This window comes from Metapseudomonas phytobenefica, from assembly GCF_043392685.1.
Taxonomy (GTDB): Bacteria; Pseudomonadota; Gammaproteobacteria; order Pseudomonadales; family Pseudomonadaceae; genus Metapseudomonas.
Map to the genome: position 1 here is coordinate 61,982 of NZ_JBHZGM010000009.1, position 21,928 is coordinate 83,909.

20 protein-coding genes are annotated in these 21,928 nt (G+C 66.4%); 3 read left to right on the plus strand and 17 right to left on the minus strand.

Features of this window, described 5'->3' with window-relative positions; genetic code table 11:
* Positions 1-14: 14 nt before the first annotated feature.
* A complete protein-coding gene (locus tag ACFW0B_RS10115; protein WP_449147776.1) occupies positions 15-3,131 on the minus strand; it encodes an efflux RND transporter permease subunit in 3,117 nt (1,038 codons plus the stop codon).
* A gap of 6 nt (positions 3,132-3,137) precedes the next feature.
* The gene (locus tag ACFW0B_RS10120) at positions 3,138-4,241 is read right to left on the minus strand and encodes an efflux RND transporter periplasmic adaptor subunit (RefSeq protein ID WP_449147777.1); all 1,104 of its coding nucleotides are present in this window, start codon (positions 4,239-4,241) and stop codon (positions 3,138-3,140) included.
* A 92-nt stretch (positions 4,242-4,333) separates the two neighbouring features.
* Here ACFW0B_RS10120 and ACFW0B_RS10125 point away from each other — a divergent pair, with 92 nt between their 5' ends.
* Positions 4,334-4,969, plus strand: a complete 636-nt coding sequence (locus tag ACFW0B_RS10125) for a TetR/AcrR family transcriptional regulator (protein ID WP_449147778.1) — start codon at positions 4,334-4,336, stop codon at positions 4,967-4,969.
* A 60-nt stretch (positions 4,970-5,029) separates the two neighbouring features.
* Here the strand turns inward: ACFW0B_RS10125 and ACFW0B_RS10130 are convergent, their stop codons facing one another.
* The 7 genes from ACFW0B_RS10130 to ppc form a co-directional block, all read right to left on the minus strand.
* Positions 5,030-5,803, minus strand: a complete 774-nt coding sequence (locus ACFW0B_RS10130) for a class I SAM-dependent methyltransferase (protein WP_449147779.1) — start codon at positions 5,801-5,803, stop codon at positions 5,030-5,032.
* A gap of 69 nt (positions 5,804-5,872) precedes the next feature.
* Entirely contained in the window at positions 5,873-6,562 is a 690-nt protein-coding gene (locus tag ACFW0B_RS10135) for an extensin-like domain-containing protein (protein WP_449147780.1), read from the minus strand.
* Between the two features lie 118 nt (positions 6,563-6,680).
* Complete coding sequence (locus ACFW0B_RS10140; protein WP_449147781.1) at positions 6,681-7,535, minus strand: DUF72 domain-containing protein; 855 nt, start codon at positions 7,533-7,535, stop codon at positions 6,681-6,683.
* Positions 7,535-7,876 (minus strand): hypothetical protein, encoded by a 342-nt coding sequence (locus ACFW0B_RS10145; protein WP_449147782.1) that lies wholly within the window; start codon positions 7,874-7,876, stop codon positions 7,535-7,537. Before ACFW0B_RS10145 ends, ACFW0B_RS10140 begins: the two co-directional genes overlap by 1 nt.
* Positions 7,877-7,978: 102 nt before the next feature.
* A complete protein-coding gene (tsaB, locus tag ACFW0B_RS10150; protein WP_449147783.1) occupies positions 7,979-8,659 on the minus strand; it encodes a tRNA (adenosine(37)-N6)-threonylcarbamoyltransferase complex dimerization subunit type 1 TsaB in 681 nt (226 codons plus the stop codon).
* A gap of 86 nt (positions 8,660-8,745) precedes the next feature.
* Positions 8,746-9,393, minus strand: coding sequence for an adenylate kinase (adk, locus tag ACFW0B_RS10155; protein ID WP_449147784.1), 648 nt, complete (start codon positions 9,391-9,393; stop codon positions 8,746-8,748).
* Positions 9,394-9,554: 161 nt separating this feature from the next.
* Positions 9,555-12,191, minus strand: coding sequence for a phosphoenolpyruvate carboxylase (gene ppc, locus ACFW0B_RS10160; RefSeq protein ID WP_449147785.1), 2,637 nt, complete (start codon positions 12,189-12,191; stop codon positions 9,555-9,557).
* Between the two features lie 201 nt (positions 12,192-12,392).
* Between ppc and ACFW0B_RS10165 the strand changes: the two genes are divergently transcribed.
* On the plus strand, positions 12,393-12,737 hold the full coding sequence (locus tag ACFW0B_RS10165; RefSeq protein ID WP_449147786.1) for a pilin assembly protein: 345 nt from the start codon (positions 12,393-12,395) through the stop codon (positions 12,735-12,737).
* Positions 12,738-12,753: 16 nt separating this feature from the next.
* Here the strand turns inward: ACFW0B_RS10165 and cadR are convergent, their stop codons facing one another.
* Complete coding sequence (gene cadR, locus ACFW0B_RS10170) at positions 12,754-13,221, minus strand: Cd(II)/Pb(II)-responsive transcriptional regulator (RefSeq protein WP_449147787.1); 468 nt, start codon at positions 13,219-13,221, stop codon at positions 12,754-12,756.
* A gap of 76 nt (positions 13,222-13,297) precedes the next feature.
* Here cadR and ACFW0B_RS10175 point away from each other — a divergent pair, with 76 nt between their 5' ends.
* Positions 13,298-15,481: a heavy metal translocating P-type ATPase gene (locus ACFW0B_RS10175; protein ID WP_449147788.1), complete on the plus strand. Its 2,184-nt coding sequence runs from the start codon at positions 13,298-13,300 to the stop codon at positions 15,479-15,481.
* 118 nt (positions 15,482-15,599) lie between these two features.
* Here ACFW0B_RS10175 and ACFW0B_RS10180 read toward each other — a convergent pair whose 3' ends face one another.
* From ACFW0B_RS10180 to lysS, 7 genes are all read right to left on the minus strand, one after another.
* Positions 15,600-16,103 (minus strand): O-acetyl-ADP-ribose deacetylase, encoded by a 504-nt coding sequence (locus ACFW0B_RS10180; protein ID WP_449147789.1) that lies wholly within the window; start codon positions 16,101-16,103, stop codon positions 15,600-15,602.
* Between the two features lie 30 nt (positions 16,104-16,133).
* The gene (locus ACFW0B_RS10185) at positions 16,134-16,457 is read right to left on the minus strand and encodes a hypothetical protein (protein ID WP_449147790.1); all 324 of its coding nucleotides are present in this window, start codon (positions 16,455-16,457) and stop codon (positions 16,134-16,136) included.
* Positions 16,454-17,335, minus strand: coding sequence for an alpha/beta hydrolase (locus ACFW0B_RS10190; protein ID WP_449147791.1), 882 nt, complete (start codon positions 17,333-17,335; stop codon positions 16,454-16,456). Before ACFW0B_RS10190 ends, ACFW0B_RS10185 begins: the two co-directional genes overlap by 4 nt.
* Before the next feature lie 82 nt (positions 17,336-17,417).
* Positions 17,418-18,707: a flavohemoglobin expression-modulating QEGLA motif protein gene (locus ACFW0B_RS10195; RefSeq protein ID WP_449147792.1), complete on the minus strand. Its 1,290-nt coding sequence runs from the start codon at positions 18,705-18,707 to the stop codon at positions 17,418-17,420.
* A gap of 7 nt (positions 18,708-18,714) precedes the next feature.
* Positions 18,715-19,269 carry a hypothetical protein gene (locus ACFW0B_RS10200; protein ID WP_449147793.1) on the minus strand — a complete coding sequence of 185 codons (555 nt, stop codon included), beginning with the start codon at positions 19,267-19,269 and terminating at the stop codon, positions 18,715-18,717.
* Positions 19,270-19,465: 196 nt separating this feature from the next.
* Positions 19,466-20,179: a TetR/AcrR family transcriptional regulator gene (locus ACFW0B_RS10205; protein WP_449147794.1), complete on the minus strand. Its 714-nt coding sequence runs from the start codon at positions 20,177-20,179 to the stop codon at positions 19,466-19,468.
* Positions 20,180-20,379: 200 nt separating this feature from the next.
* A complete protein-coding gene (gene lysS / locus ACFW0B_RS10210) occupies positions 20,380-21,885 on the minus strand; it encodes a lysine--tRNA ligase (RefSeq protein ID WP_449147795.1) in 1,506 nt (501 codons plus the stop codon).
* Positions 21,886-21,928: the final 43 nt, after the last annotated feature.

Sequence of the window (21,928 nt, forward strand, 5' to 3'; positions counted from 1 at the left end):
AGGGGCCTTTTTCGTCAGTGGCTGGGCTGCGGGTCGGGAGCCAGCGCTGGCCGGGCCTGCTCCGCCTCCACGGGTTTGACCCGGAACCAGGCGGCGTAGAGTGCCGGCAGGAACAACAGGGTCAAGGCGGTGGCGACGATCAGACCGCCCATGATGGCCACGGCCATGGGACCGAAGAACACGCTGCGCGACAGCGGGATCATCGCCAGCACCGCTGCCAGCGCGGTGAGCACGATGGGGCGGAAGCGCCGCACCGTGGCCTCGATGATGGCGTGCCAGCGGTCCAGTCCCTGTGCGATGTCCTGCTCGATCTGGTCGACCAGGATCACCGAGTTGCGCATGATCATCCCCGCCAGGGCGATGGTGCCGAGCATCGCGACGAAGCCGAAGGGTTGGCGGAACACCAGGAGGAACAGGGTCACGCCAATCAGCCCCAGGGGCGCGGTGAGGAACACCATGGCCGAGCGCGAGAAACTCTTGAGCTGCAGCATCAGCAGGGTCAGCACGACCACGACGAACAGCGGCATGCCGGCGTTCACCGAGCGCTGCCCACGGGCGGAGTCTTCCACCGTACCGCCGACTTCCAGCAGGTAGCCGTCCGGCAGCTCGGCGCGGATCGGCTCCAGCGTCGGCAAGATGTCCTTGACCAGGCCGGCCGGCAGCGACTTGTCGTAGATGTCGCCACGCACGGTGACGGTGGGCAGGCGGTTGCGGTGCCAGATGATGCCCTCCTCGAACCCGTATTCCAGGGTGGCGATCTGCGACAGCGGCACGCTGCGACCGTTGTCCGTGGGCACCGACAGGCTCGGCAACAGGGCCAGATCCTGGCGTTCACGCACGGTGCCGCGCAGGAGGATCTCGATCAGCTCATTGTCTTCGCGGTACTGGCTCACCGGCGCACCCGTCAACGAGCTCTGCAGGAATCGCGACAGGTCGGCGGTGCTCACCCCCATCGCCCGGGCGCGGTCCTGGTCGATGTTCAGCCGCACCACCTTGCTCGGCTCCTCCCAGTCCAGGTGCACGTTCACCACATGCGGGTTTTCGCGCACCTTGTCGGCCACCTTGCGGGCCAGGGAGCGGACTTCGTCGATGTGTTCGCCGGATACGCGGAACTGCACCGGGTAACCCACCGGCGGGCCATTCTCCAGGCGCGAGATACGGCTGCGCAGGGTGGGGAATTCATCGTTCAGCACCTGGATCAGCCAGCTGCGGACTTCCTCGCGGGACTCGATGGTCTTGGCCAGCACCACGAACTGGGCGAAGCTCGCCGCAGGCAGCTGCTGGTCCAGCGGCAAGTAGAAACGTGGCGAGCCGGTGCCGACGTAGGCGACGTAGTTATCCACACCCGGGTGGTCGCGCAGCAGCTGCTCCAGGCGCTTCACCTCGGCCTCGGTATTGGCCAGTGATGAACCCTCGCTCAGCTTGAGGTCGACCATCAGCTCCAGGCGGCCGGAGGACGGGAAGAACTGCTGGGGCACGAAGCGGAACAGCGCGATGGAGGCGATGAACGCGGCCAGGGTCAGCAGGATCACCGTCTTGCGCCGCCGCACGCACCACTCCACCACGCCACGGACGCGCTGGTAGAAGGGCGTACCGTACGGATCGTGGCCCTTGTCGCTGCCGCCATGTTTCTTCGCGTGCAGCCTGGCCAGATCGGGCAGCAGGCGGTCGCCCAGGTAGGGGACGAACATCACCGCGGCGATCCAGGACACCACCAGGGCGATGGTCACCACCTGGAAGATCGAGCGGGTGTACTCGCCGGTACCGGACTGCGCGGTAGCGATGGGCAGGAAACCGGCGGCGGTGATCAGGGTGCCGGTGAGCATCGGGAATGCCGTGCTGCTCCAGGCATAGCTGGCCGCCTTGAGGCGGTCGTAGCCCTGCTCCATCTTGATCGCCATCATCTCCACCGCGATGATCGCGTCGTCCACCAGCAGCCCCAGCGCCAGCACCAGCGCGCCAAGGGAAATCTTGTGCAGGCCGATGCCGAGGTAGTACATGGTGGCGAAGGTCATCGCCAGCACCAGCGGGATGGACAGCGCCACCACCAGGCCGGTGCGCAGGCCCAGGGAGAAGAAGCTCACCAGCAGCACGATGATCAGAGCCTCGGTGAGCACACGAACGAACTCCCCTACCCCGGTCTTCACCGCCGCCGGCTGGTCGGACACCTTGCGCAGCTGCATGCCGGCCGGCAGGTTCTGCTGCAGTCGGGCGAACTCCTGCTCCAGCGCCTGGCCGAGCACCAGGATGTCGCCGCCATCCTTCATGGATACGGCCAGGCCGATGGCGTCTTCGCCCATGAAACGCATGCGCGGCGCCGGCGGGTCGTTGAAACCGCGACGTACGTCGGCGACGTCGCCGATGCGGAAAGTACGGTCACCCACGCGGATGGGGAAATCGCGGATTTCCTTCACCGAGTCGAAGCGGCCGGAGACCCGCAATTGCACGCGGTCGCTGGGGGTCTCGAAGAACCCGGCGGCAGCCACGGCATTCTGCTCTTCCAGGGCCTGCTGCACGGCGGCAAGCGGCAGCCCCAGAGTCGCCAGCTTCACGTTGGAGAGTTCGATCCAGATCTTCTCGTCCTGCAGGCCGAGCAGCTCCACCTTGCCCACATCCTTGACCCGCTGCAGTTGCAGCTGGATGCGGTCGGCGTAGTCCTTGAGCACGGCGTAGTCGAAGCCTTCGCCGGTCAGGGCATAGATGTTGCCGAAGGTGGTGCCGAATTCGTCGTTGAAGAACGGCCCCTGGATGCCTGGCGGCAAGGTGTGGCGGATGTCGCCGATCTTCTTGCGGACCTGGTACCAGAGCTCGGGAATCTCGTTCGAGCGCATGGAGTCGCGGGCGATGAAGGTCACCTGCGATTCGCCCGGGCGGGAGAAGGAGATGATCTTGTCGTACTCGCCGGTCTCCATCAGCTTCTTCTCGATGCGCTCGGTGACCTGGCGGGACACTTCCTCGGCACTGGCGCCCGGCCAGTTGGTGCGTATCACCATGGCCTTGAAGGTGAAGGGCGGGTCTTCGCTCTGACCCAGCTTGGTGTAGGAAATGGCCCCGACAATGCCCAGCAGCAGCATGATGTAGAGGACGATCTGGCGGTTCTTCAGCGCCCAGGCGGAAAGGTTGAAGTTCACGGCGCCTTACTCCTTGGCCAGCATCTTCACCGAACGATTGGCGCGGTCCACCGGCCGCACCTGCTGGCCTTCGCGAAGCACCTGCACGCCGGCGGCCACGACCCAGTCGTCGGGCTCGAGGCCTTCGAGAACCGGCACCCGGTCCTCACCATAGGGACCGACGCGCACCAGGCGGCGCTTCAGGGTGGAGTCCCGGGGATCCACCACCCAGACATAGGGCTGGCCCGCCTCTGCGGTCAGCGCCGAGAGCGGTACGGAAAGGGGAACCGAAGCATTGCTGCGGATGAAGACGCGGGCGCTCTGCCCCAGTTCCGCCGGGACCTTGCCATCGACGAAGGCGACACGCGCAGCGAAGGTGCGCGACTGCGGATCGGCGGCCGGCGCCAGCTCACGGATACGCGCCGGGAAGCGCTGGCCGGGCAATGACCACAGCTCGACCGCCACCTCCTGGCCGACCTTGAAGCGGTCGATGGCATGTTCCGGCAGGCTGATCAGCACTTCGCGCTCGCCGTCCGCAGCCAGGGTGAAGACCGTCTGCCCGGCGGCCACCACCTGCCCCACTTCCGCGCGGCGACTGGCGATCACGCCATCCCGGGAAGCACGCAGCACGGTATAGGCGGCCTGGTTGCTGGCGACGTTGAACTCGGCCCTGATCTGCTTCACCCGCGCCTCACCCGCGCGGTACTGATTCTCCACGTTGTCGTACTGGGAGCGGCTGATCATCTGGCGGTCCAGCAGGGTGCGGTAGCGATCACGCTCGGCACGCACCAGCTTGAGGTTGGCCTCGGCGGCGGTGACCTGGGCCCGGCTGGCCTCCAGTTGCAGGCGCACGTCCTGCGGGTCCAGTTCGGCCAGGGGTTGGTCCTTCTTCACCCGCTGCCCCACTTCCACCAGGCGCTTGGCGATCTTGCCGCCAATGCGGAAGGCCAGCTCCGGCTCGTAGCGCGAACGCACTTCACCCGGGAAGGTATCCACCGCGTCCGCCGCAGGCTCGGGCTGCACCACCATGGCTGGACGCACCACCTGTTGCACAGGCTCCCCATTGCCGCAGGCGGCGATCAACAGGGAGAGAGAAAGGGGCAGAGCGAGGGGCAAGGCATGGCGAAACATGATGAATGACCTTTCGCGAAGAGCAGTGGGAATATTTATACTGCTGGGTATAGTAAAAATAGCAAACTCACCAGTCCAGTATTTAGAAAGAAATGTCTAACCATTCATTTCCGACCAGCGGCCCGGGCCGCCCGAAAGATCCGGCCAAGAGAAAGGCGATTCTCGAAGCCGCGAAGAATCTTTTCCTGCGAAACGGCTATGACGGCAGCAGCATGGACGCCATCGCTGCCGAGGCCGGTGTGTCCAAGCTGACCGTGTACAGCCATTTCACCGACAAGGAGACGCTGTTCTCCGCCGCGGTGAAGGCCAAGTGCGAGGAGCAGCTGCCGGAGCTGCTGTTCGAGCTACCGCCGGATGCCAGTATCGAAAGCGTGCTGCTGAACATCGGCCGCAGCTTCCACCAGCTGATCAACAGCCGCGAGTCCCTGGAACTGCACCGCGTGATGGTGGCCATGGCCAACCAGGACGCGAAGCTGTCACGGATGTTCTACGAGGCGGGGCCGCAGCAGATCCTCAAGGAAATGACCGGGCTGCTGGCCCAGGCCAACCAAGCCGGCAAGCTGCGCATCGAAAACGCGCAGAACGCCGCCGAGCATTTCTTTTGCCTGATCAAGGGCGGACACAACTTCCGCCTGCTGATCGGCTGCGGCACGGCCCCGGAAGGGGAAGACGCCGAGCAGCATGTGCGGGAAGTGGTGGAGCTGTTCACCAGGGCCTATGCACCCTGACCGAGCCTCCGCAGGTCCGGTCACGAAATTGGCTGGACGCCACCTGCGGCTGGCCTTGCCTCAGGTTCCGAGTTTCTTTTTCGGATAAATGTCATACCGGCTGGATTTGCCTTCCAGCGCATAGCCCGGCCTGGCGCCCTCGATGATCGGCGCCTTGCGCGGGCGCTTCACCACCACACGGTGGCTGGCCAGGGCCTGGGCCGCCTCCAGCAGTGCCGGAGCATCCTGGTCGTCGCCCACCAGGGGGCGGAACAGGCGCATTTCCTTCTTCACCAGCGCGCTCTTGTCGCGGTGCGGGAACATCGGGTCGAGGTAGATCACCTGGGGCGCCTCACCCTGCCAGTTACGCATCAGCTCTATCGCATTGCCCTGCAGCAGATGCATGCGCGCGACGATGGCGGCGCAGTCCAGGTCCCGGCTGGCACGGGCCAGGCCGTCTTCGAGCAGGGCAGCGATCAGCGGCTGGCGTTCGATCAGGGTCATGTCGCAGCCCAGGGTCGCCAGGACGAAGGCATCGCGCCCCAGTCCCGCCGTGGCATCCAGCACCCTTGGGCGGACGCCGGGCTGCACGCCCACCGCCTTGGCGATCATCTGCCCGCTGCCGCCGCCGAACTTGCGCCGATGGGCCACTGCGCCCTCGACGAAATCCACCCGGACAGGTCCCGGCGAATCGGGGCCGAGCTGCAGCAGTTGCAGGCCGTCGCTGCCAAGCTGCAGGGCGAAGTCCGCCTCACCCTCGCGCGCCAGCCCCAGGCGCGCGGCCCAGGCTTCCAGCGCTTCGGCACAGGCCGGTTCCAGGGCCTCGGCCCTTACCCTGACGGAATCTTCACTCATGGACACAATCGCCTGACCGGTAAAAACCCGCGCATTCTGCCAGAGCTGCGGGGCAGATTCGCGCCCGGCTCACCGGCACATGTGCAACGCCCCCATATCCAGATGGAAGTGGTCGCGGTGGGCCGCGTTGTAATCGGGCCCCAAGGTGACGCTGAAGTGTTCGCAGGCGGACGCTCGCACCAGACGCAGGAAGCGCGCCTTCTCGCCCTCCCCCGTCCAGTCCCCGGCCACCGAAACGTACCGGTCATCGGCCAGTCGGAATCCGGCGATGTCCAGTGCATTGGCCGAAGCATGCTGGCTGCGGCGCTGGCTGCCGCCGATGTTGCGGCAAGCGAAGCTGCCCAGATGATCCAGGCGCGTCACCCTCTGGCCGAACACTTGCTGCGCGGCTGGTTGAAGGCCGTGACGTTCGAACAGCGCGAAGGCCACCGCCAGTTCGCAGCTCGCGATGAAGCTGCTGCTCAAGGCAAGACCGGCTGCATTGATGCGCACGCTGTTGGCGAGCGGGCAGCCGGCGGTGGGCGCGCTGTCCGGCAGTGGCGCGTACTTCAGCGCAGAGCTCGCCAGCGCGCTGCGGCAGAGTTCGGGATCGTCCTGCAGGCGCCACAGTTTGAAACGGGTGACCAGGTTGGGCGCTTCCCGCACGTCCAGCGGCGCCCAGGGGTTCCAACGCGGCGACAGCTCCAGGCGCCAGGCCCGTTCCCGCTCTGGCACCAGCAGGATCACCAGCGCCACGAGGACCAGCAGAACCCGACGCACTGCAGGTTCACGGCCTGAACAGGCCCTGGGCGGCGGCAAAGGCTTCGCCACGTTGCGCTTGGGTGGTCATGGCAGGCTCCGGAATCCGCGAACAGAGGCCGATAGCCTAGCCCAAGGTTCACAGGAGACCGAGCTGTTCGGCAGGCGGTTGCGGCAGCTCGAGAGCCGGTAGTCCCGGCAGGCGCTCGCAAAGGGCGGCATGGAAGCGCAAGGCCTGGGCCGCCGCCTGGTGGTTGTCCGGGGTGTGCAGGAAGACGCTGGGCGTCAGGCCCTGTTCGATCCAGCCGGCCACCTTGTCCAGCCAGGGTTCGAGGAACGGCTGGTTGGCGTCCAGGTCCGGCCCGCCGATGAAGCGCACCTGCGGGCTGGCGCTGAAGGCGGTGGGCCGAACCGGCACGCGCGGTTTCTTCGACTGTGCATGAAGCACCGCCGGGTCCCGGGATCGGACACTGAACAGGGCCCGCGAATCCAGGCAGATGCGCTCCACGCCGCGCTCGTGCAGCAGGCGATTGAGCGCCCGCTCGGCGTCGCCCTTGTCGAAGAAGGCCGGATTGCGCACTTCCACCGCAATGGACTGGTGACTGAACTCGTCCAGCCAGCAGGCCAGCTCACCAAGCCGGTTGGGTCCGAAGGCGGCCGGCAGCTGCAACCAGAGCGGCGCCAGGCGCGGCCCGAGGGGCGAGAGCAGCTGGAGAAAGTCCTGGGTGGCGCTGAACTGGTCGCGCAGGTCGCCTTCATGGCTGATGTCGCGAGGCAGCTTGGCGCAGAAGCGGAACGCCTCCGGCATGGTTTGCGCCCAGCGCTGGAGAGTCTCGGCGGATGGCCGGGCGTAGAAGGTGGTATTGCCTTCTACGGCATTGAACACCTGGCAATAGTGGCCAAGGGTCTCGGCGGGGCGCAGGTCGGCGGGATAGAAACTGCCGCGCCAGGCCGGCTCGTTCCACGACGGGCAGCCCAGGTGATAAGGCAGCATCAGGCGTAGAGGTCGAGGCCGAGGACTTCGGGGGCGTCGAATTCGGCAGTCATGCGGGCAGTGGTGCTGTAGCTGGCGACGGCCTGGGCGGCGCGGTTGCTCATGTTGCGCTGCTGGATCAGGTCCTGGGGACGCAGCGGGAGGCTGTCGGCAGAAGCGTTGCTGGCCTGTACACGGCGAGGCTGCGGCGCCTGCTCGTAGCCCTGGGTCGCGGACGGCGTGCCCGGCTGCTCGCGGCGAGCTTCCTCCTCACGCTGGATCTCGCGGAAAGGCGTGACCGCACTGCCCTGACGGGGGCTGCGCTCCAGCGGATAGGAAGAAGTGAAGCCGTCGATACGCATCGGTTACTGCCCGGCAGTGCTGGCGTTTTGAAATGAATGCGGGTGGACTCTAGCCGTCCGCCCCGGCGTTGGCAATCCGCGACGGGGACGGCAGGAGCGATTCTACTGCGGCGCCTTGGGCGTGGCGACGTTGTCGCGCAGGTAGACCGGCTGCGCCTGATCGGCGGGCAGGCCTTCGCCCCGCTCCCAGGCGAAGCGGGCCAGGGTGAGCAGGTCTTCGGCGTGGGGCAGCAGGTCCGGCGACTGGCCGGAAACCGGCACCGGAATCCGCGCGGCAAAGGTGCCCCAGCCGGTGCCGGCGCCGTACCAGCTGCCGCTGGCATCGCGTGGCAACCGGGCCTGTTCGGGCGGCAGCACGGCCTCCACGCCCGCCAGGCGCATTTCGCCGGCTTCCAGGCGGTAGCAGCCCCAGTAAACCTCGTCCATGCGCGCGTCGATGGCGGCGGCCACCTGGTCCACGCCCTGCTCGCGATGGGCCCGTTGGGCCAGCACGGCCAGGTCGGACACCGGCAGCACCGGACGATCCAGGGCGAACGCCAGCCCCTGGACGACGCCGATGGCGATGCGCACACCGGTGAAGGCACCGGGGCCACGGCCGAAGGCGATGGCATCCACCGCGGCCAGCGGCAGGCCCGCCTCACCCAGGAGGGTCTGGATCATCGGCAGCAGGCGCTGGGCATGCAGGCGCGGGATCACCTCGTAGTGGCTGAGTACCTTGCCGTCATGCAGCAGGGCAACGGAGCAGGCTTCGGTGGCGGTATCCAGGGCCAGCAGAGTGGTCATCGATCGGTCCAGACGCAGGAAAAAAGGCGGGCATTATAAACGCCAACGGCCCGCAAGCGGGCCGTTGGTCAGATACGGGCTGCGTCTCAGCTGAGGGCGGCCAGCACCTTGGCGGTGATCTCGTCCACGGAGCCCACGCCGGCAACGGCGCTGTACTTCGGGGTGCCTTCGGCGGCGGAGAGCTTCTGGTAGAAGTCCACCAGCGGCTTGGTCTGCGAGTGGTACACGGCCAGACGCTTGCGTACGGTCTCTTCCTTGTCGTCGTCGCGCTGGATCAGGTCTTCGCCGGTTTCGTCGTCCTTGCCGGCAACCTTCGGCGGGTTGTGCTCGGTGTGGTAGACGCGGCCGGAAGCCGGGTGTACGCGGCGGCCGGCGATGCGGCTGACGATTTCCTCGTCGTCCACTGCGATTTCCACCACGTGGTCGATGGTCACGCCGGCTTCCTTCAGCGCTTCAGCCTGAGGGATGGTGCGCGGGAAACCGTCGAAGAGGAAGCCATTGGCGCAGTCGGGCTGGGCAATGCGCTCCTTGACCAGGTTGATGATCAGGTCATCGGAAACCAGGCCGCCGGCGTCCATGACGCTCTTGGCCTGCAGGCCCAGCTCGGTACCGGCCTTGACCGCTGCGCGCAGCATGTCGCCAGTGGAAATTTGCGGAATGCCGAACTTTTTGGTGATGAACCCGGCTTGAGTACCTTTGCCGGCACCAGGGGCCCCCAGCAGAATCACGCGCATCGATGTGCTCCTCAAAGTTTTGTTTTTGAATCGGTCGGATTCGCCTCTTGGGGCCAATCTCAGAATGGATATTTCGGCGTCGCTGTCGGGCCAAAAGGATGTTCAAGATACACAGCGACCCTATAGCGCACAAGACGCCGGAAGTAGGGGCGAAAACAGACTCAACCGGTGTTTCGCAACCCCGCCGCGATACCCGCCACGCTGACCAGAAGGGCCTGCTCCAGCGGGCCTTCGGCATGCTGCTCGCAGCGTCTGGAACGGGCCAGGAGCTCGGTCTGGAGCAGGTGCAGCGGGTCCAGGTAGGTGTTGCGCACGCTGATCGCTTCGCGGGTCTCCGGGCTCTGCGCCAGAAGCTCGGACTGGCCGGTCAGGGCCAGTACCGAAGTGCGCGCATGCGACAATAGGTCGCGCAATTGCGCACCCAATGGTTTCAGCTCTTCCGGCACCAGCCGCTCGTCGTACAGCGCGGCAATATTCGCGTCAGCCTTGGCCAGGACCATCTCCAGCATGTCGATGCGCGTCGCGAAGAACGGCCAGCGCTCGCGCATCCGCGCCAGCAGCGGGGTTTCCCCGCGTTGCCCGGCGTTGCCCAGGGCCGCTTCCCAGCCCAGCCAGGCCGGCAGCATCAGGCGCATCTGGGTCCAGGCGAAGATCCACGGAATCGCCCGCAGGCTTTCCACCCCGCCGGCGCGGCGCTTGGCCGGGCGGCTGCCCAGCGGCAGGCGGCCCAGTTCCTGCTCCGGCGTGGCCTGGCGGAAATACTCGACGAACTGCGGATGCTCGCGCACCACGGCGCGGTAGGCTGCCACGCCATCGGCGGCCAGGCGGTCCATGGCGGCACGCCAGGCCGGTTCCGGCTCCGGCGGCGGCGACAGGGTCGCCTCCAGCACGGCGGCCAGGTAGGTGTTGAGATTCTGCTCGGCGATGCCGGGCTGGCCGAACTTGAAGCGGATCATCTCGCCCTGTTCGGTGGTGCGGAAGCGCCCTGCCACCGAGCCGGGCGGTTGCGACAGGATGGCCGCATGGGCGGGGCCACCGCCGCGCCCCACGGTGCCGCCGCGGCCATGGAACAGGAGCAGCTCCACCTGATGCTCGCGGCAAATCTCCACCAGGCGTTCCTGGGCCCGGTACTGCGCCCAGGCGGCCGCCACCGTGCCGGCATCCTTGGCCGAGTCGGAGTAACCGATCATCACCTCCTGCGGACCATGCAGCCTCTCGCGATAACCGGGCAGGCCCAGCAGGCGTTCGATGACCGGGCCGGCGTTGTCCAGGTCGGCCAGGGTCTCGAAAAGTGGCACCACGCGGATCGGCCGTTGCAACCCGGCTTCCTTGAGCAGCAGTTGCACCGCCAGCACATCGGAAGGCGCCCCGGCCATGGAGATCACGTAAGAACCCAGGGAGGCGGCCGGCGCGCTGGCCACCACCCGGCAGGTGGCGAGCACTTCGGCGGTGTCGGCCGATGGCCGGTAGTGCGGCGGCAGCAGCGGGCGGCGGTTGTCTAGCTCACGCTGGAGGAAGGCCAGGCGGTCTTCCTCGCTCCACTCGGCGTAGTTGCCGAGCCCCAGGTAATCGGTGATCTCACCCAGCGCGGCAGCGTGGCGGCCGGAGTCCTGGCGGATGTCCAGGCGTACCAGGAACAGGCCAAAGGTGGCGGCGCGGCGCAGGCAGTCGAGCAACACACCGTCGGCGATCACACCCATGCCGCAGGCGTGCAGGGAGTGGTAGCAGACTTCCAGGGGCTCCATCAGCTCGCTGTTGTCATGCAGCACCTCGGGGCCGGGCGGGATGTCGCAGTCCAGCGCCGCTTCGGCCCAGGCCCGGGTCGCGCGCAGGCGATCGCGCAGTTGCTTGAGCACCGCGCGATAGGGTTCGGGATGCACGCCCACGCGCACGCGCAGTTCATCGCTGGCCTGCTGCATCGACAACTCGGCCGCCAGGTGCTCGACGTCGCGCAAGTACAGGTCGGCGGCCATCCAGCGCGCCAGCAGCAGCACCTGGCGGCTGATGGCTGCGGTGACATTGGGATTGCCGTCGCGGTCGCCGCCCATCCAGGAGGCGAAACGCAGGGGCGCGGCACCGAGCGGCAGGCGCTGCCCGGTGGCGGCATGCAGGACCTCGTCGACGTGGCGCAGCACCTTGGGCAGCGCGTGCCAGAGGGAATGCTCGATCACCGCGAAGCCCCACTTCGCCTCGTCCACCGGGGTCGGCCGGCTGCGGCGGATCTCCTCCGTGTGCCAGGCCTCGGCGATCAGGCGCAACAGACGCAAGCGCACGCACTCGCGCTCGCTGTCGCTGAGGTCGGAGTGGTCCCGGGCGGCCAGTTGCGCGGCCATGGCGTCGTATTTCCGGATCAGGGTCCGGCGGGCGACTTCGGTGGGATGGGCGGTCAGCACCAGTTCGATGTCCAGGCGCGCCAGTTGCCGGGCCAGTTGTTCCGGAGCGTGGCCGGCGGCGCGCAGGCGTTGCAGCAGATCGCCCAGCACGCGGTCTTCGAAGGGCTTCGGCTCGTCCGGGGCACGCCGACGGATGCGGTGATACTGCTCGGCGATATTGGCCAGGTTGAGGAACTGGTTGAACGCACGGGCCACTGGCAGGAGTTCGTCGTCGGTGAGTCCGTCGAGGGTCTCGTTGAGCTGCCGTTCGCCCTGGGCCGAGCCCTGGCGTGCAGCCTTGGCCCCCTTGCGGATGCGCTCGATCTTGTCGAGGAAGGCATCTCCCAGCTGGGCACGGATCGTATCGCCGAGCAGCTCGCCGAGCAGGTGGACATCCTCACGCAGACGCGCGTCGATTTCGGCCATGGCCTTCCCTCCGTAGCTGTGTGCGTCCTCCAGATTGCCGATAGCGTCATGCAGATACAAGGGCGCGACGAACGGCGTATCCGGACGCTACCGCGAGCTAGTCTGAACCTTAGCCGCCATCACGAATGACGACTCCCGGGCGGTGGGGATCGCCCGGAGCTCGAAAACACCCACCACCCGTGGGAAGAGGATGAGGTGTCTATGAAGATCCGAGAATTGGTCCGCCATTGGGAGCAGAACGCCAAGGGTCGCCTGACCCGCAGCGAGTACAGCGTTCATCTGGATCTGGAGTCCGCCGCGCGGCTCGCGGCGCTGGCCGAGATGTACCCCAAGCGCAGCGTCGAGGAACTGATCGGTGAACTGGTGGGCGCCGCCCTGGAGGAGCTGGAAGCCAGCTTCCCCTACGTCAAGGGCAGCCAGGTGGTCGCCACCGATGAACAGGGCGATCCGCTCTATGAAGACATAGGGCCGACACCGCGCTTCCTGGCCCTTTCGCGCCGTTACCTGCAGCAGCTCAGCGATCAGCGCGACGCCACCAATCACTGAACGCCCGCGCTAATGGTCACCCGCGCCGATGCACGCCAGGCACGTGCAGGTGCCCGGCGTGCGCGCAATCTTCACCGGTCACCGGCGGCGGGCCGGGCTGTTCCAGCTCGCGAAGGATGGCGCAGGCCTGGCTGGCACCGTCGCCGTTGCAGCGCGCCTGCAGGTCCTTGAGCTGGTCACGCAGGGACTGCAGTTCGGCGATGCGCACCTCGACATGGTGCAGGTGCTCATCGATCAGCCGGTTGGCGGTGCCGCAATCGGCTTCGGGGCGGTCGCGCAGGGCCAGCAGCGCGCGGATTTCCTCCTGGGTCATGTCCAGCGAGCGACAGTGGCGGATGAACGACAGGCGCTCCACGTGGGCCGTGTCGTATTGCCGGTAATTGCCAGCGCTTCGCGAGGGCGCCGGCAGCAGGCCTTCGCGCTCGTAGTAGCGGATGGTTTCCACCGGGCATCCGGTGAGGGTCGCCAGTTCGCCGATCTTCATTGCCTGACTCCGCTTGACTCTGTAGTTGCTACAGGGTGTGCAATGCCACTCGAAGCGTCAAACAGGAATTGACCCCATGAGCCAACATTGCTGCCACGACCATGACCACGCGCCCCGTTCCGCCACGCCGGAGCTGGCGGCAATCGCCACCAGCGCCGAGCCGCGCTGGAGCAGCCTGCGCATCGACGCCATGGACTGCCCCACCGAGGAGCGCCTGATCCGCGACGCACTGGGCAAGGTGCAGGCCATCGATGCGCTGGAATTCAACCTGATGCAGCGCCTGCTGCGCGTGCGCCATCGCTTCGAGGACGTGGAACCCCTGCAGCGCCTGATCGAGAGCCTGGGTATGCAGGCCGTGCCCCTCGCCGAAGGCGCTCCGGCCAGCGCCCCGGCGGAAGCGAAGAAACCCTGGTGGCCGCTGGCCCTGGCCGGCCTGGCCGCACTGGCGGCGGAAGCCTGCGAATGGTTCGGGGCGGGGCCGCAATGGCTGACCGCGGGCCTGGCGATCCTCGCCATCCTCGGCGCCGGCCTGCCCACCTACAAGAAGGGCTGGATCGCCCTGAAGAACCGCAACCTGAACATCAACGCGCTGATGAGCATCGCCGTGACCGGCGCCCTACTGATCGGCCAGTGGCCGGAAGCGGCCATGGTCAGCGTGCTGTTCGCCATTGCCGAGCTGATCGAGGTGCGCTCCCTGGAGCGGGCACGGGATGCCATTCGCGGCCTGCTGCAACTGGCCCCGGAACAGGCCACGGTGTTCGAGGACGGCCAGTGGCGCGAGCGCCCGGCCCGCGAGGTGCAGCCCGGTGCCCACCTGCGGGTCCGCCCGGGTGAGCGCATCGCCCTGGACGGCGAAGTGCTGGGCGGTCGCTCCAGCGTCAACCAGGCGCCCATCACCGGCGAGAGCCTGCCGGTGGAGAAAGGCCTGGGCGATCCGCTGTTCGCCGGCACCATCAACGGTGAAGGCGAGCTGGAATACCGCGCCACCCGTGCCGCCGACGACAGCACCCTGGCGCGCATCATCCACGCCGTGGAAGCGGCCCAGGGCTCGCGGGCGCCGACTCAGCGCTTCGTCGACCGCTTCTCGCGCATCTATACGCCGGTGGTGATCCTCATCGCCGTGCTCACCGCCCTGCTGCCGCCGCTGCTGTTCGATGGCGCCTGGCTGGACTGGCTGTACCGCGCCCTGGTGCTGCTGGTGATCGCCTGTCCCTGCGCCCTGGTGATTTCCACCCCGGTGACCATCGTCAGCGGCCTGGCCGCGGCAGCCCGGGGCGGCATCCTGATCAAGGGCGGGGTGTTCCTCGAACTCGGCCGCAAGCTGGCCTGGGTAGCCCTGGACAAGACCGGCACCCTGACCGAAGGCCGCCCGCGCCAGACCGATATCGAACAGCTGCAGGCGCACCAGCAGGAACCCCGCGCCCTGGCCGCCAGCCTGGCCGCCCGCTCGGACCACCCGGTGTCCCAGGCCGTGGCCCGTGCCGCCGAAGCCGACGGCGTTGCGCTCTACGCCGTGGGCCGCTTGGCCGCCCTGCCCGGGCGCGGAGTCACCGGCCTGATCGACGGGCGTACCTATCACCTGGGCAACCACCGCCTGGTGGAGGAACTCGGCCTGTGCTCGAGCGAGCTGGAAACCCGCCTGGATGCCCTGGAAGCACAGGGCAAAACAGTGGTGGTCCTGTGCAGCGAGCAGGCGGTGCTGGCGCTGTTCGCCGTCGCCGATACCGTGCGCGACAGCAGCCGCGAAGCCATCGGCCAGCTCCACGCGCTGGGGGTGAAGACGCTGATGCTCTCCGGCGACAACCCGCACACCGTGCAGAGCATCGCCCGCCAGGTCGGCATGGACGATGCCCGTGGCAACCTGCTGCCGGAGGACAAGCTGGCGGAGATCGGCCGGCGCCAGACCGGCGGCGTGCCGGTGGGCATGGTGGGTGACGGCATCAACGACGCCCCCGCCCTGGCTCGCGCCGACATCGGCTTCGCCATGGGCGCCGCGGGCACCGATACCGCCATCGAAACCGCTGGCGTGGCATTGATGGACGACGACCTGCGCAAGCTGCCGCAATTCATCCGCCTGTCGCGCCGCACCCACGCCGTGCTGATGCAGAACATCAGCCTGGCCCTGGGGATCAAGGCAGTGTTCCTCGCCCTCACACTGATGGGCAGTGGCACGCTGTGGATGGCGGTGTTCGCCGATATGGGCGCCAGCCTGCTGGTGGTGTTCAACGGGTTGCGCTTGTTGTCGCCGAAGTCGCTGTAGGCGCGAAATCATTCGCGAACACGGCTCCCGCGCGGCTCGCAGGCCCACGCGGAGTTGTCCTGCAGCGTTGGGCCTCGTTCCTCGGACCAACCTACGGGACGGATTGAGATGGAATCGCCTACCCCGCAAGCGCTTCCTGATAGAGCTGCGCCATCCTGGCGTCGAAGGCCACCAGCAGCACCTCTCGCAGGCTGCTGCCCGCCGGCCTCGGCCGCCTGAGTTCCGCCATCGCGACCTGCGCCGCCTCCCGCAGCGGATAGCCATATACCCCGCAGCTGATCGCCGGAAAGGCGATGCTGGCCAGCCCTTCGGCTTCGGCCAGGGCCAGGCTGTTGCGGTAGCAGTTGCCGAGCAGCTCGGGTTCGCGATGGCTGCCGCCGTGCCAGACCGGTCCGACAGTGTGGATCACGAAACGTGCCGGCAGACGGAAGCCGGGCGTGATCTTCGCCTCGCCCGAGGGGCAGCCGCCGAGGGTGCGGCAGTGGGCGAGGAGTTCGGGGCCGGCAGCACGGTGGATAGCGCCGTCAACGCCCCCGCCGCCGAGCAGCGAGGAATTGGCGGCATTGACGATGGCGTCCACCGCCAGGGTGGTGATATCGCCTTGCCAGATACGTATGTCCATGGGGGTCACCTCCATTGGGAGGCTAGCCTCTTATTTGACCTCTTGCGGGGTCTCCTGCCCCATGCAACGCACGGCCTGTTTCTTGTTGTCCACCAGCACGCCGGTCAGGCCCTTCTGCTGGGTGTCGAACAGCACCAGCACGCCATCGATGCACTGCGCCACCTGGTCCGCCGGTTTGAGGGAAATCCTGTAATCCTCGCCGGGAATGGTCTTGAGCATGGTGAAGTCGGACAGCAGCAGGGCGTCCTCGGGTTTGGCGAAGTGCAGGTAGCCGTAGTACCAGAGCACCATCACGGTGCCGACAATGCTGCCGATGCCGGTGAGGATCAGTGGGATGGGGTTGCGTTCGCTCATTGGGGACTCTCTGTATTCGGGACTTCAGCCAGCCGGCGCAATCCGACGAAGCCTTTCGGGTCTTCGAGGTAAAGCAGCATCACCGTTCGCCAGGTGGGATCGGCGAATGTCTGCACATGGCCACCGCGGACCGGCTGGAACACCCGCGGAGGGGGCGCAGCTTGATACAAGCGCACGCCGTTGGAAAGGGGGACCACCGGATCGTCGATGCTGTGGTAGATCAGCATGGGCAGGCCCTGCAACCTGCCGATGGCACGAATGGCGCTGTCGCCGTCGGGTACCAGCCAGGACAACGGCACCTGCAATGGCCAGGTGATCCAGGCATTGGAGAGGCTGTACCGGGCCACTTCGCGGTAGCTGGCCGGCACGCCGTCCAGCACCAGCGCCTTGAGCCTGTCCCGGCGCGCGGGGTGTTCGGCGAGGTAATGCACCGCCAGGGCGCCACCGATGCTCTGGCCGAGCAGCACCTGTGGCCGGCCCTGCACTTCCGGCGCCCGGTCGAGCCAGGCGAAGGCCGCATCGATGTCCTGGTAGATCGCCGGCAGGCTCGGCGCGCCCTCGGAGCGGCCGTAGCCCCGATAGTCCAGCAACAGCACCTGGTAGCCCTGGGCCGGCAACCACCAGCTGCTGCCCAGGTGGCTGGCGACGTTGCCGCCGTTGCCATGCAGGTGCAGCACCGTACCCTTCACTTCGACGCCCGGTTTGGCCGGCAACCACCAGGCATGCAGGCGCGTGCCGTCGGCGGCGGTGAGCTGGATATCGCGATATTCCAGCCTGGCCTTCTCCGGGGTGAACGGCAGGTGCTTGTCCGGGTAGAACAGCAGCGAGCTGCAGCCTTGCAGGAGCAGGGCGAAGAAGATCAGCAAACAGTGGCGCATCGAGGATTCCTTCCCGGAGACCGTTGGCCGGCCCTTCGGGCCGGTTAGCGAATGAATTCGCCCCCACAATGAACCTGCAGCCTCACAAGATATTGGCGTAATCCGCCTCGATGCGTTCCAGGCTCAGGTGGTTGAGGAAGTTAGAGAAGCACATCCAGGCCGCCAGCGCGTTGAGGTCGCGGAACTGCGGCGGCAGGTACTTCGGTGGCACCACCAGGCCTTCGTCCACCAGCTGGCGCAGGGTGCGGGTGTCTTCCAGGGTGGTCTTGCCGCAGAACAGCAGCGGGATCTGCTCCAGCTTGCCCTTGCGCACCGCGAGCTGGATGTAGTTGTAGATCAGGATGAAGCCCTTCAGGTAGGACAGGTCCTTGGTGAAGGGCAACCCGCCTGGCAGCGAGCCACGGAAGGCGCGGCTGGCGCTGGCGTAGCTTTCCTCCATGCTGTACCCCTGCTCGCGGTAGAAGTGGTAGACGTCGAGGAAATCGGCGCCCTCCTCCGCCATGTGGATGGCGCGGGTGCGGTTGGTCAGCCGGCGCAGGCGTGTCGGATAGGACGCGAAGGCGATCACCTCCATCAGGATCGCCAGGCCTTCCTGGGTCACGGTGGAGGACGGCGGGCCCTTGGAGAGGAAGGTGCAGATCGGTTGGTTCTGGCCATTCAGGGTGGTGCCCACGTGCACCAGCCCCTCGTGGACTTCCAGGGCACGCACGTCGCGCTCGTTGAACATCGCGTCGGCGCGGATCTTGATGTAGTCGGCCCCCGCCGCGGCGTCGGCGACGATGCCATCGGACTCGAACACACGGATGGTGTCATCGCCGAACACCGGCCCCAGCCGGCTCTGCAACAGGTCCACGGCGTCCTTGGCGGTGAGGTTCTTGACCTCGTCCTTGAGGTCGCCGCGATCGGCGATGTTGTTCAGGTAGTCCGAAAGCATCAGGCCGAGGTCGGCCAGGGTCGGGTCGCCGGCGTGGAAGGCATCGGAGGCGGCGCCGTAGAGCTCCTGGGAAATCAGGCCGAAGTCCGCGGTGCCGCGCGCCTCGAGCATGCGGATCACCATGCGGTATTCCTTGCACATGCGCCGCATGATCTGGCCCACCGGGTTGAACTGGCCCAGGTGGCGGGTGATGTCGCGCTCGATGTTCTGGAATTCCAGCTTCTTTTCCGCCGAGTCGAAGGCCAGCGGACGGCTCTCGTAATAGGCGCGGTCCACCGCGGGCATGGACTTGCCCTTGTGCTTGAGGAAGCCCTGGCGGACGCTGTCGTCCCATTTCACCGCGTCCAGCACCCGGATCGGCGTCTGTGCCTGGACGATGCGGTCGGACAGTGCGCGGATGGTCTTCTGGTAGTCGTCGGGCAGCTTGCGGCGGGACATCGGCGTCTTACTCCTCGACCGCGCGCTGGTAGCGCGCCACTTCGACGAAGACGTCGGAGTTGGCCGGGTCATCCAGCCAGCCGAAGACCACGTCCAGCGGGCTGGTGATGAGCAGGCCGTCGCCCTCCGGCATTTCCACGAGCTGGCCCTCGAACCGGCCTTCCCGCATTTCCTGCTCGATGCGCTCGACATCCAGGTTGTAGACCACCAGCTCGTTGTCGGTGGTCAGTTCGAAACCGGCGATGGCGAAATTGGCGCCGAGCTTCTTCGGCAGTCCGGCTGAGAGGTACCAGCGGCGACCATGGTGAGCAACGGTGAAGCCGAACTCCTCCATGCCTTCCAGGTTGTCCTTGCTGCCTTCGAAGCTGCGTGCCTTGTACAGGTTGGAGCCAGCGCGGCTGATCTCCAGATATTGCCGCTCGCCCCACTCGTCCTTGCGGCTCCAGTCCCCGAGCAGGGGAATGGGCGCCGGCTCGTTGGCCGGGATGGGATCCTTGAAAGTGACAAGGCAGCCACCCAACAGCAGGAATGACAGGGCAACCACGGCACGCCAGACACTCATCTCGCTCTCCTTGTGATAACGAAAACCCCGCCTCGCCAGCCAGGTGAACAGATCGCAAGCGATGGCCGGGCAAAACAGGCGAGCAAGCGCAGTCTACATGCAGTAAATGAGCATTCTGAGCCTGCTTTCAACGACGCATGGCCGAGCACAGCAGTGTTCACGCAGCCGCCGGCACGGCGGGGTTCGATCTACTCGCCTAGAGTCCCATCACCAGATAAAGGTAGCGTTTCAGGACGGCTCGCATCTCGTCGATGTCGAGGTTTTCCACCCCATCGAGAAGGCCCTGATATTCCATCCGCAGAATGACGGCCGTCAACACCTTGGCGTCTTCGGCAGGTTCGGCCGAGCCCAATACCTGGAAGAAATGCTCCGCGCCCTGCGAGAGTATCCGGCGATGGGCGTCAGCCAGATTGCGAAGCCCTGCATTGAGCAACGCTTCCTGGCGGAAGGCATGCTCGGCCAGCAGCTGGTCGCGGTTCTCTTCGAGTTGGCTGCGCACGTACTGGATGGCCAGCTCGACGATCTGGTCGGTCATCTCCCGACGCGAGTCGCCGTCGCGGCTGAGCGCCGCGGCCATGGCCTGGAGGTCGTCCTCCACGTTGGCCCAGAAGGCCGCCATCACCGCCGAACTGCGCTCCACGAACTGGGCGAAGGTGTCGGTGATCAGATCGTTGATGTCCTTGAAGTAATAGGTGGTGGCCGACAGCGGCACCTGGGCCTCGGCGGCCACGGCCCGATGGCGCACCGCCCTCACGCCGTCGCGCACGATGATGCGCATGGCGGCATCGAGGATCGCCTGGCGTCGCTGTTCGCTGCCCTGGCGGCTGGCCTTGCGGCCCTGGTATTTCACGCTTTCGGCGACCGCGCTGGCTACGCGGGCGGCACTGTCACCGCGGGACGACTGGTTCAAGACAGGAAACCCTCCGAACTCACTCAAAGTGAAGTGTTGACCATTTATCCGGCTAATCAATGCGGGATCTGGCGAGATTGTCGCTCTGTCGACCCCTGACGAGCGCCTTGTAGGAACAACGCCGGGGCAAAAAGGTTCGCGTGCCGGACGCCAGCCAAGAAAAAACCGCCCGAAGGCGGTTTTTTCTTCTTGCTTCAGAGTCAGGCCTGCGGACGCATGTGCGGGAACAGGATGACGTCACGGATAGACGGCGAGTTGGTCAGCAACATCACCAGGCGGTCGATACCGATGCCTTCGCCGGCGGTGGGCGGCATGCCGTATTCGAGGGCGTTGATGAAGTCGGCGTCGTAGTGCATCGCCTCGTCGTCACCGGCGTCCTTCTCCTTGACCTGCAGCATGAAGCGTTCGGCCTGGTCTTCGGCGTCGTTGAGCTCGGAGTAGGCGTTGGCGATCTCGCGGCCGCCGATGAACAGCTCGAAGCGGTCGGTGACGCTCGGGTCCTGGTCGTTGCGGCGGGCCAGCGGGGAGACTTCGAACGGGTACTGGGTGATGAAGTGCGGCTGCTCCAGCTTGTGCTCCACCAGTTCCTCGAAAATCATCACCTGCAGCTTGCCCAGGCCTTCGTGGCCGAGGACCTTGGCACCGGCCTTGCGGGCGATCTCGCGGGCCTTGTCGAGGTCTTTCAGGTCAGCCTCGGTGATGTCCGGGTTGTACTTGAGGATGGCGTCGAACACGGACAGGCGGGCGAACGGCTCACCGAAGTGGAAGACCTTGTCGCCGTAGGGCACGTCGGTGCTGCCGAGCACGGCCTGGGCCAGCTCGCGGAACAGTTCCTCGGTCAGGTCCATGTTGTCTTCGTAGTCGGCATAGGCCTGGTAGAACTCGAGCATGGTGAACTCGGGGTTGTGCCGGGTCGAAACGCCTTCGTTACGGAAGTTGCGGTTGATCTCGAAGACCTTCTCGAAACCACCGACCACCAGGCGCTTGAGGTACAGCTCCGGCGCGATACGCAGGAACATGGCCATGTCCAGCGCGTTGTGGTGGGTAGCGAACGGCTTGGCCGCGGCGCCGCCGGGAATCGTCTGCAGCATCGGGGTTTCCACTTCGAGGAAACCGCGCTCGGACAGGAAGCGGCGGATGTGGGCGATGACCTGGGAACGCACGCGGAAGGTGTGGCGGGTTTCCTCGTTGACAATCAGGTCGACGTAGCGCTGGCGGTAGCGCTGCTCGGTGTCGGTCAGGCCGTGGTGCTTGTCCGGCAGCGGGCGCAGGGACTTGGTCAGCAGGCGCACGTTGGTCATGTCGACGTACAGGTCGCCCTTGCCGGAACGGGCCAGGGTGCCTTCGGCGCCGATGATGTCACCCAGGTCCCAGGTCTTGATCTCGGCCAGGGTCTCTTCAGGCAGGGTCTTGCGGTTGACATAGGCCTGCAGGCGGCCGCTGCTGTCCTGCAGGACCAGGAAGGAGCCGCGGTTGAGCATGATGCGACCAGCAACCTTGACCGGAATGGCTGCGGCTTCCAGCTCTTCCTTGGTCTTGTCGGCGTACTGTTTCTGCAGGTCCGCGAAGTAGTCGGCGCGGCGGAAGTCGTTGGGGAAGGCGATGGCCCTGGATTCACGCACGGTGGCAAGCTTTTCCTTGCGCTGGGCGATCAGCCTGTTTTCTTCCTGTTGCAGTTCGTGCTGCTCGAGTTGTTGGTCGCTCATGGTCGTTTATCTGCCTGGCGTTTAGATCAATTGGGTTTGCATG

Coding starts and splice junctions, on each gene's coding strand:
- ACFW0B_RS10130 (WP_449147779.1), bottom strand. CDS start 5,803: ATGAGTGAAGATTCCGTCAGGGTAAGGGCCGAGGCCCTGGAACCGGCC.
- ACFW0B_RS10125 (WP_449147778.1), top strand. CDS start 4,334: ATGTCTAACCATTCATTTCCGACCAGCGGCCCGGGCCGCCCGAAAGAT.
- cadR (WP_449147787.1), bottom strand. CDS start 13,221: ATGAAGATCGGCGAACTGGCGACCCTCACCGGATGCCCGGTGGAAACC.
- ACFW0B_RS10140 (WP_449147781.1), bottom strand. CDS start 7,535: ATGCTGCCTTATCACCTGGGCTGCCCGTCGTGGAACGAGCCGGCCTGG.
- ACFW0B_RS10200 (WP_449147793.1), bottom strand. CDS start 19,269: ATGAGTGTCTGGCGTGCCGTGGTTGCCCTGTCATTCCTGCTGTTGGGT.
- ACFW0B_RS10195 (WP_449147792.1), bottom strand. CDS start 18,707: ATGTCCCGCCGCAAGCTGCCCGACGACTACCAGAAGACCATCCGCGCA.
- ACFW0B_RS10185 (WP_449147790.1), bottom strand. CDS start 16,457: ATGAGCGAACGCAACCCCATCCCACTGATCCTCACCGGCATCGGCAGC.
- ppc (WP_449147785.1), bottom strand. CDS start 12,191: ATGGCCGAAATCGACGCGCGTCTGCGTGAGGATGTCCACCTGCTCGGC.
- ACFW0B_RS10120 (WP_449147777.1), bottom strand. CDS start 4,241: ATGTTTCGCCATGCCTTGCCCCTCGCTCTGCCCCTTTCTCTCTCCCTG.
- adk (WP_449147784.1), bottom strand. CDS start 9,393: ATGCGCGTGATTCTGCTGGGGGCCCCTGGTGCCGGCAAAGGTACTCAA.
- ACFW0B_RS10190 (WP_449147791.1), bottom strand. CDS start 17,335: ATGCGCCACTGTTTGCTGATCTTCTTCGCCCTGCTCCTGCAAGGCTGC.
- ACFW0B_RS10145 (WP_449147782.1), bottom strand. CDS start 7,876: ATGCGTATCGACGGCTTCACTTCTTCCTATCCGCTGGAGCGCAGCCCC.
- ACFW0B_RS10165 (WP_449147786.1), top strand. CDS start 12,393: ATGAAGATCCGAGAATTGGTCCGCCATTGGGAGCAGAACGCCAAGGGT.
- lysS (WP_449147795.1), bottom strand. CDS start 21,885: ATGAGCGACCAACAACTCGAGCAGCACGAACTGCAACAGGAAGAAAAC.
- tsaB (WP_449147783.1), bottom strand. CDS start 8,659: ATGACCACTCTGCTGGCCCTGGATACCGCCACCGAAGCCTGCTCCGTT.
- ACFW0B_RS10175 (WP_449147788.1), top strand. CDS start 13,298: ATGAGCCAACATTGCTGCCACGACCATGACCACGCGCCCCGTTCCGCC.
- ACFW0B_RS10180 (WP_449147789.1), bottom strand. CDS start 16,103: ATGGACATACGTATCTGGCAAGGCGATATCACCACCCTGGCGGTGGAC.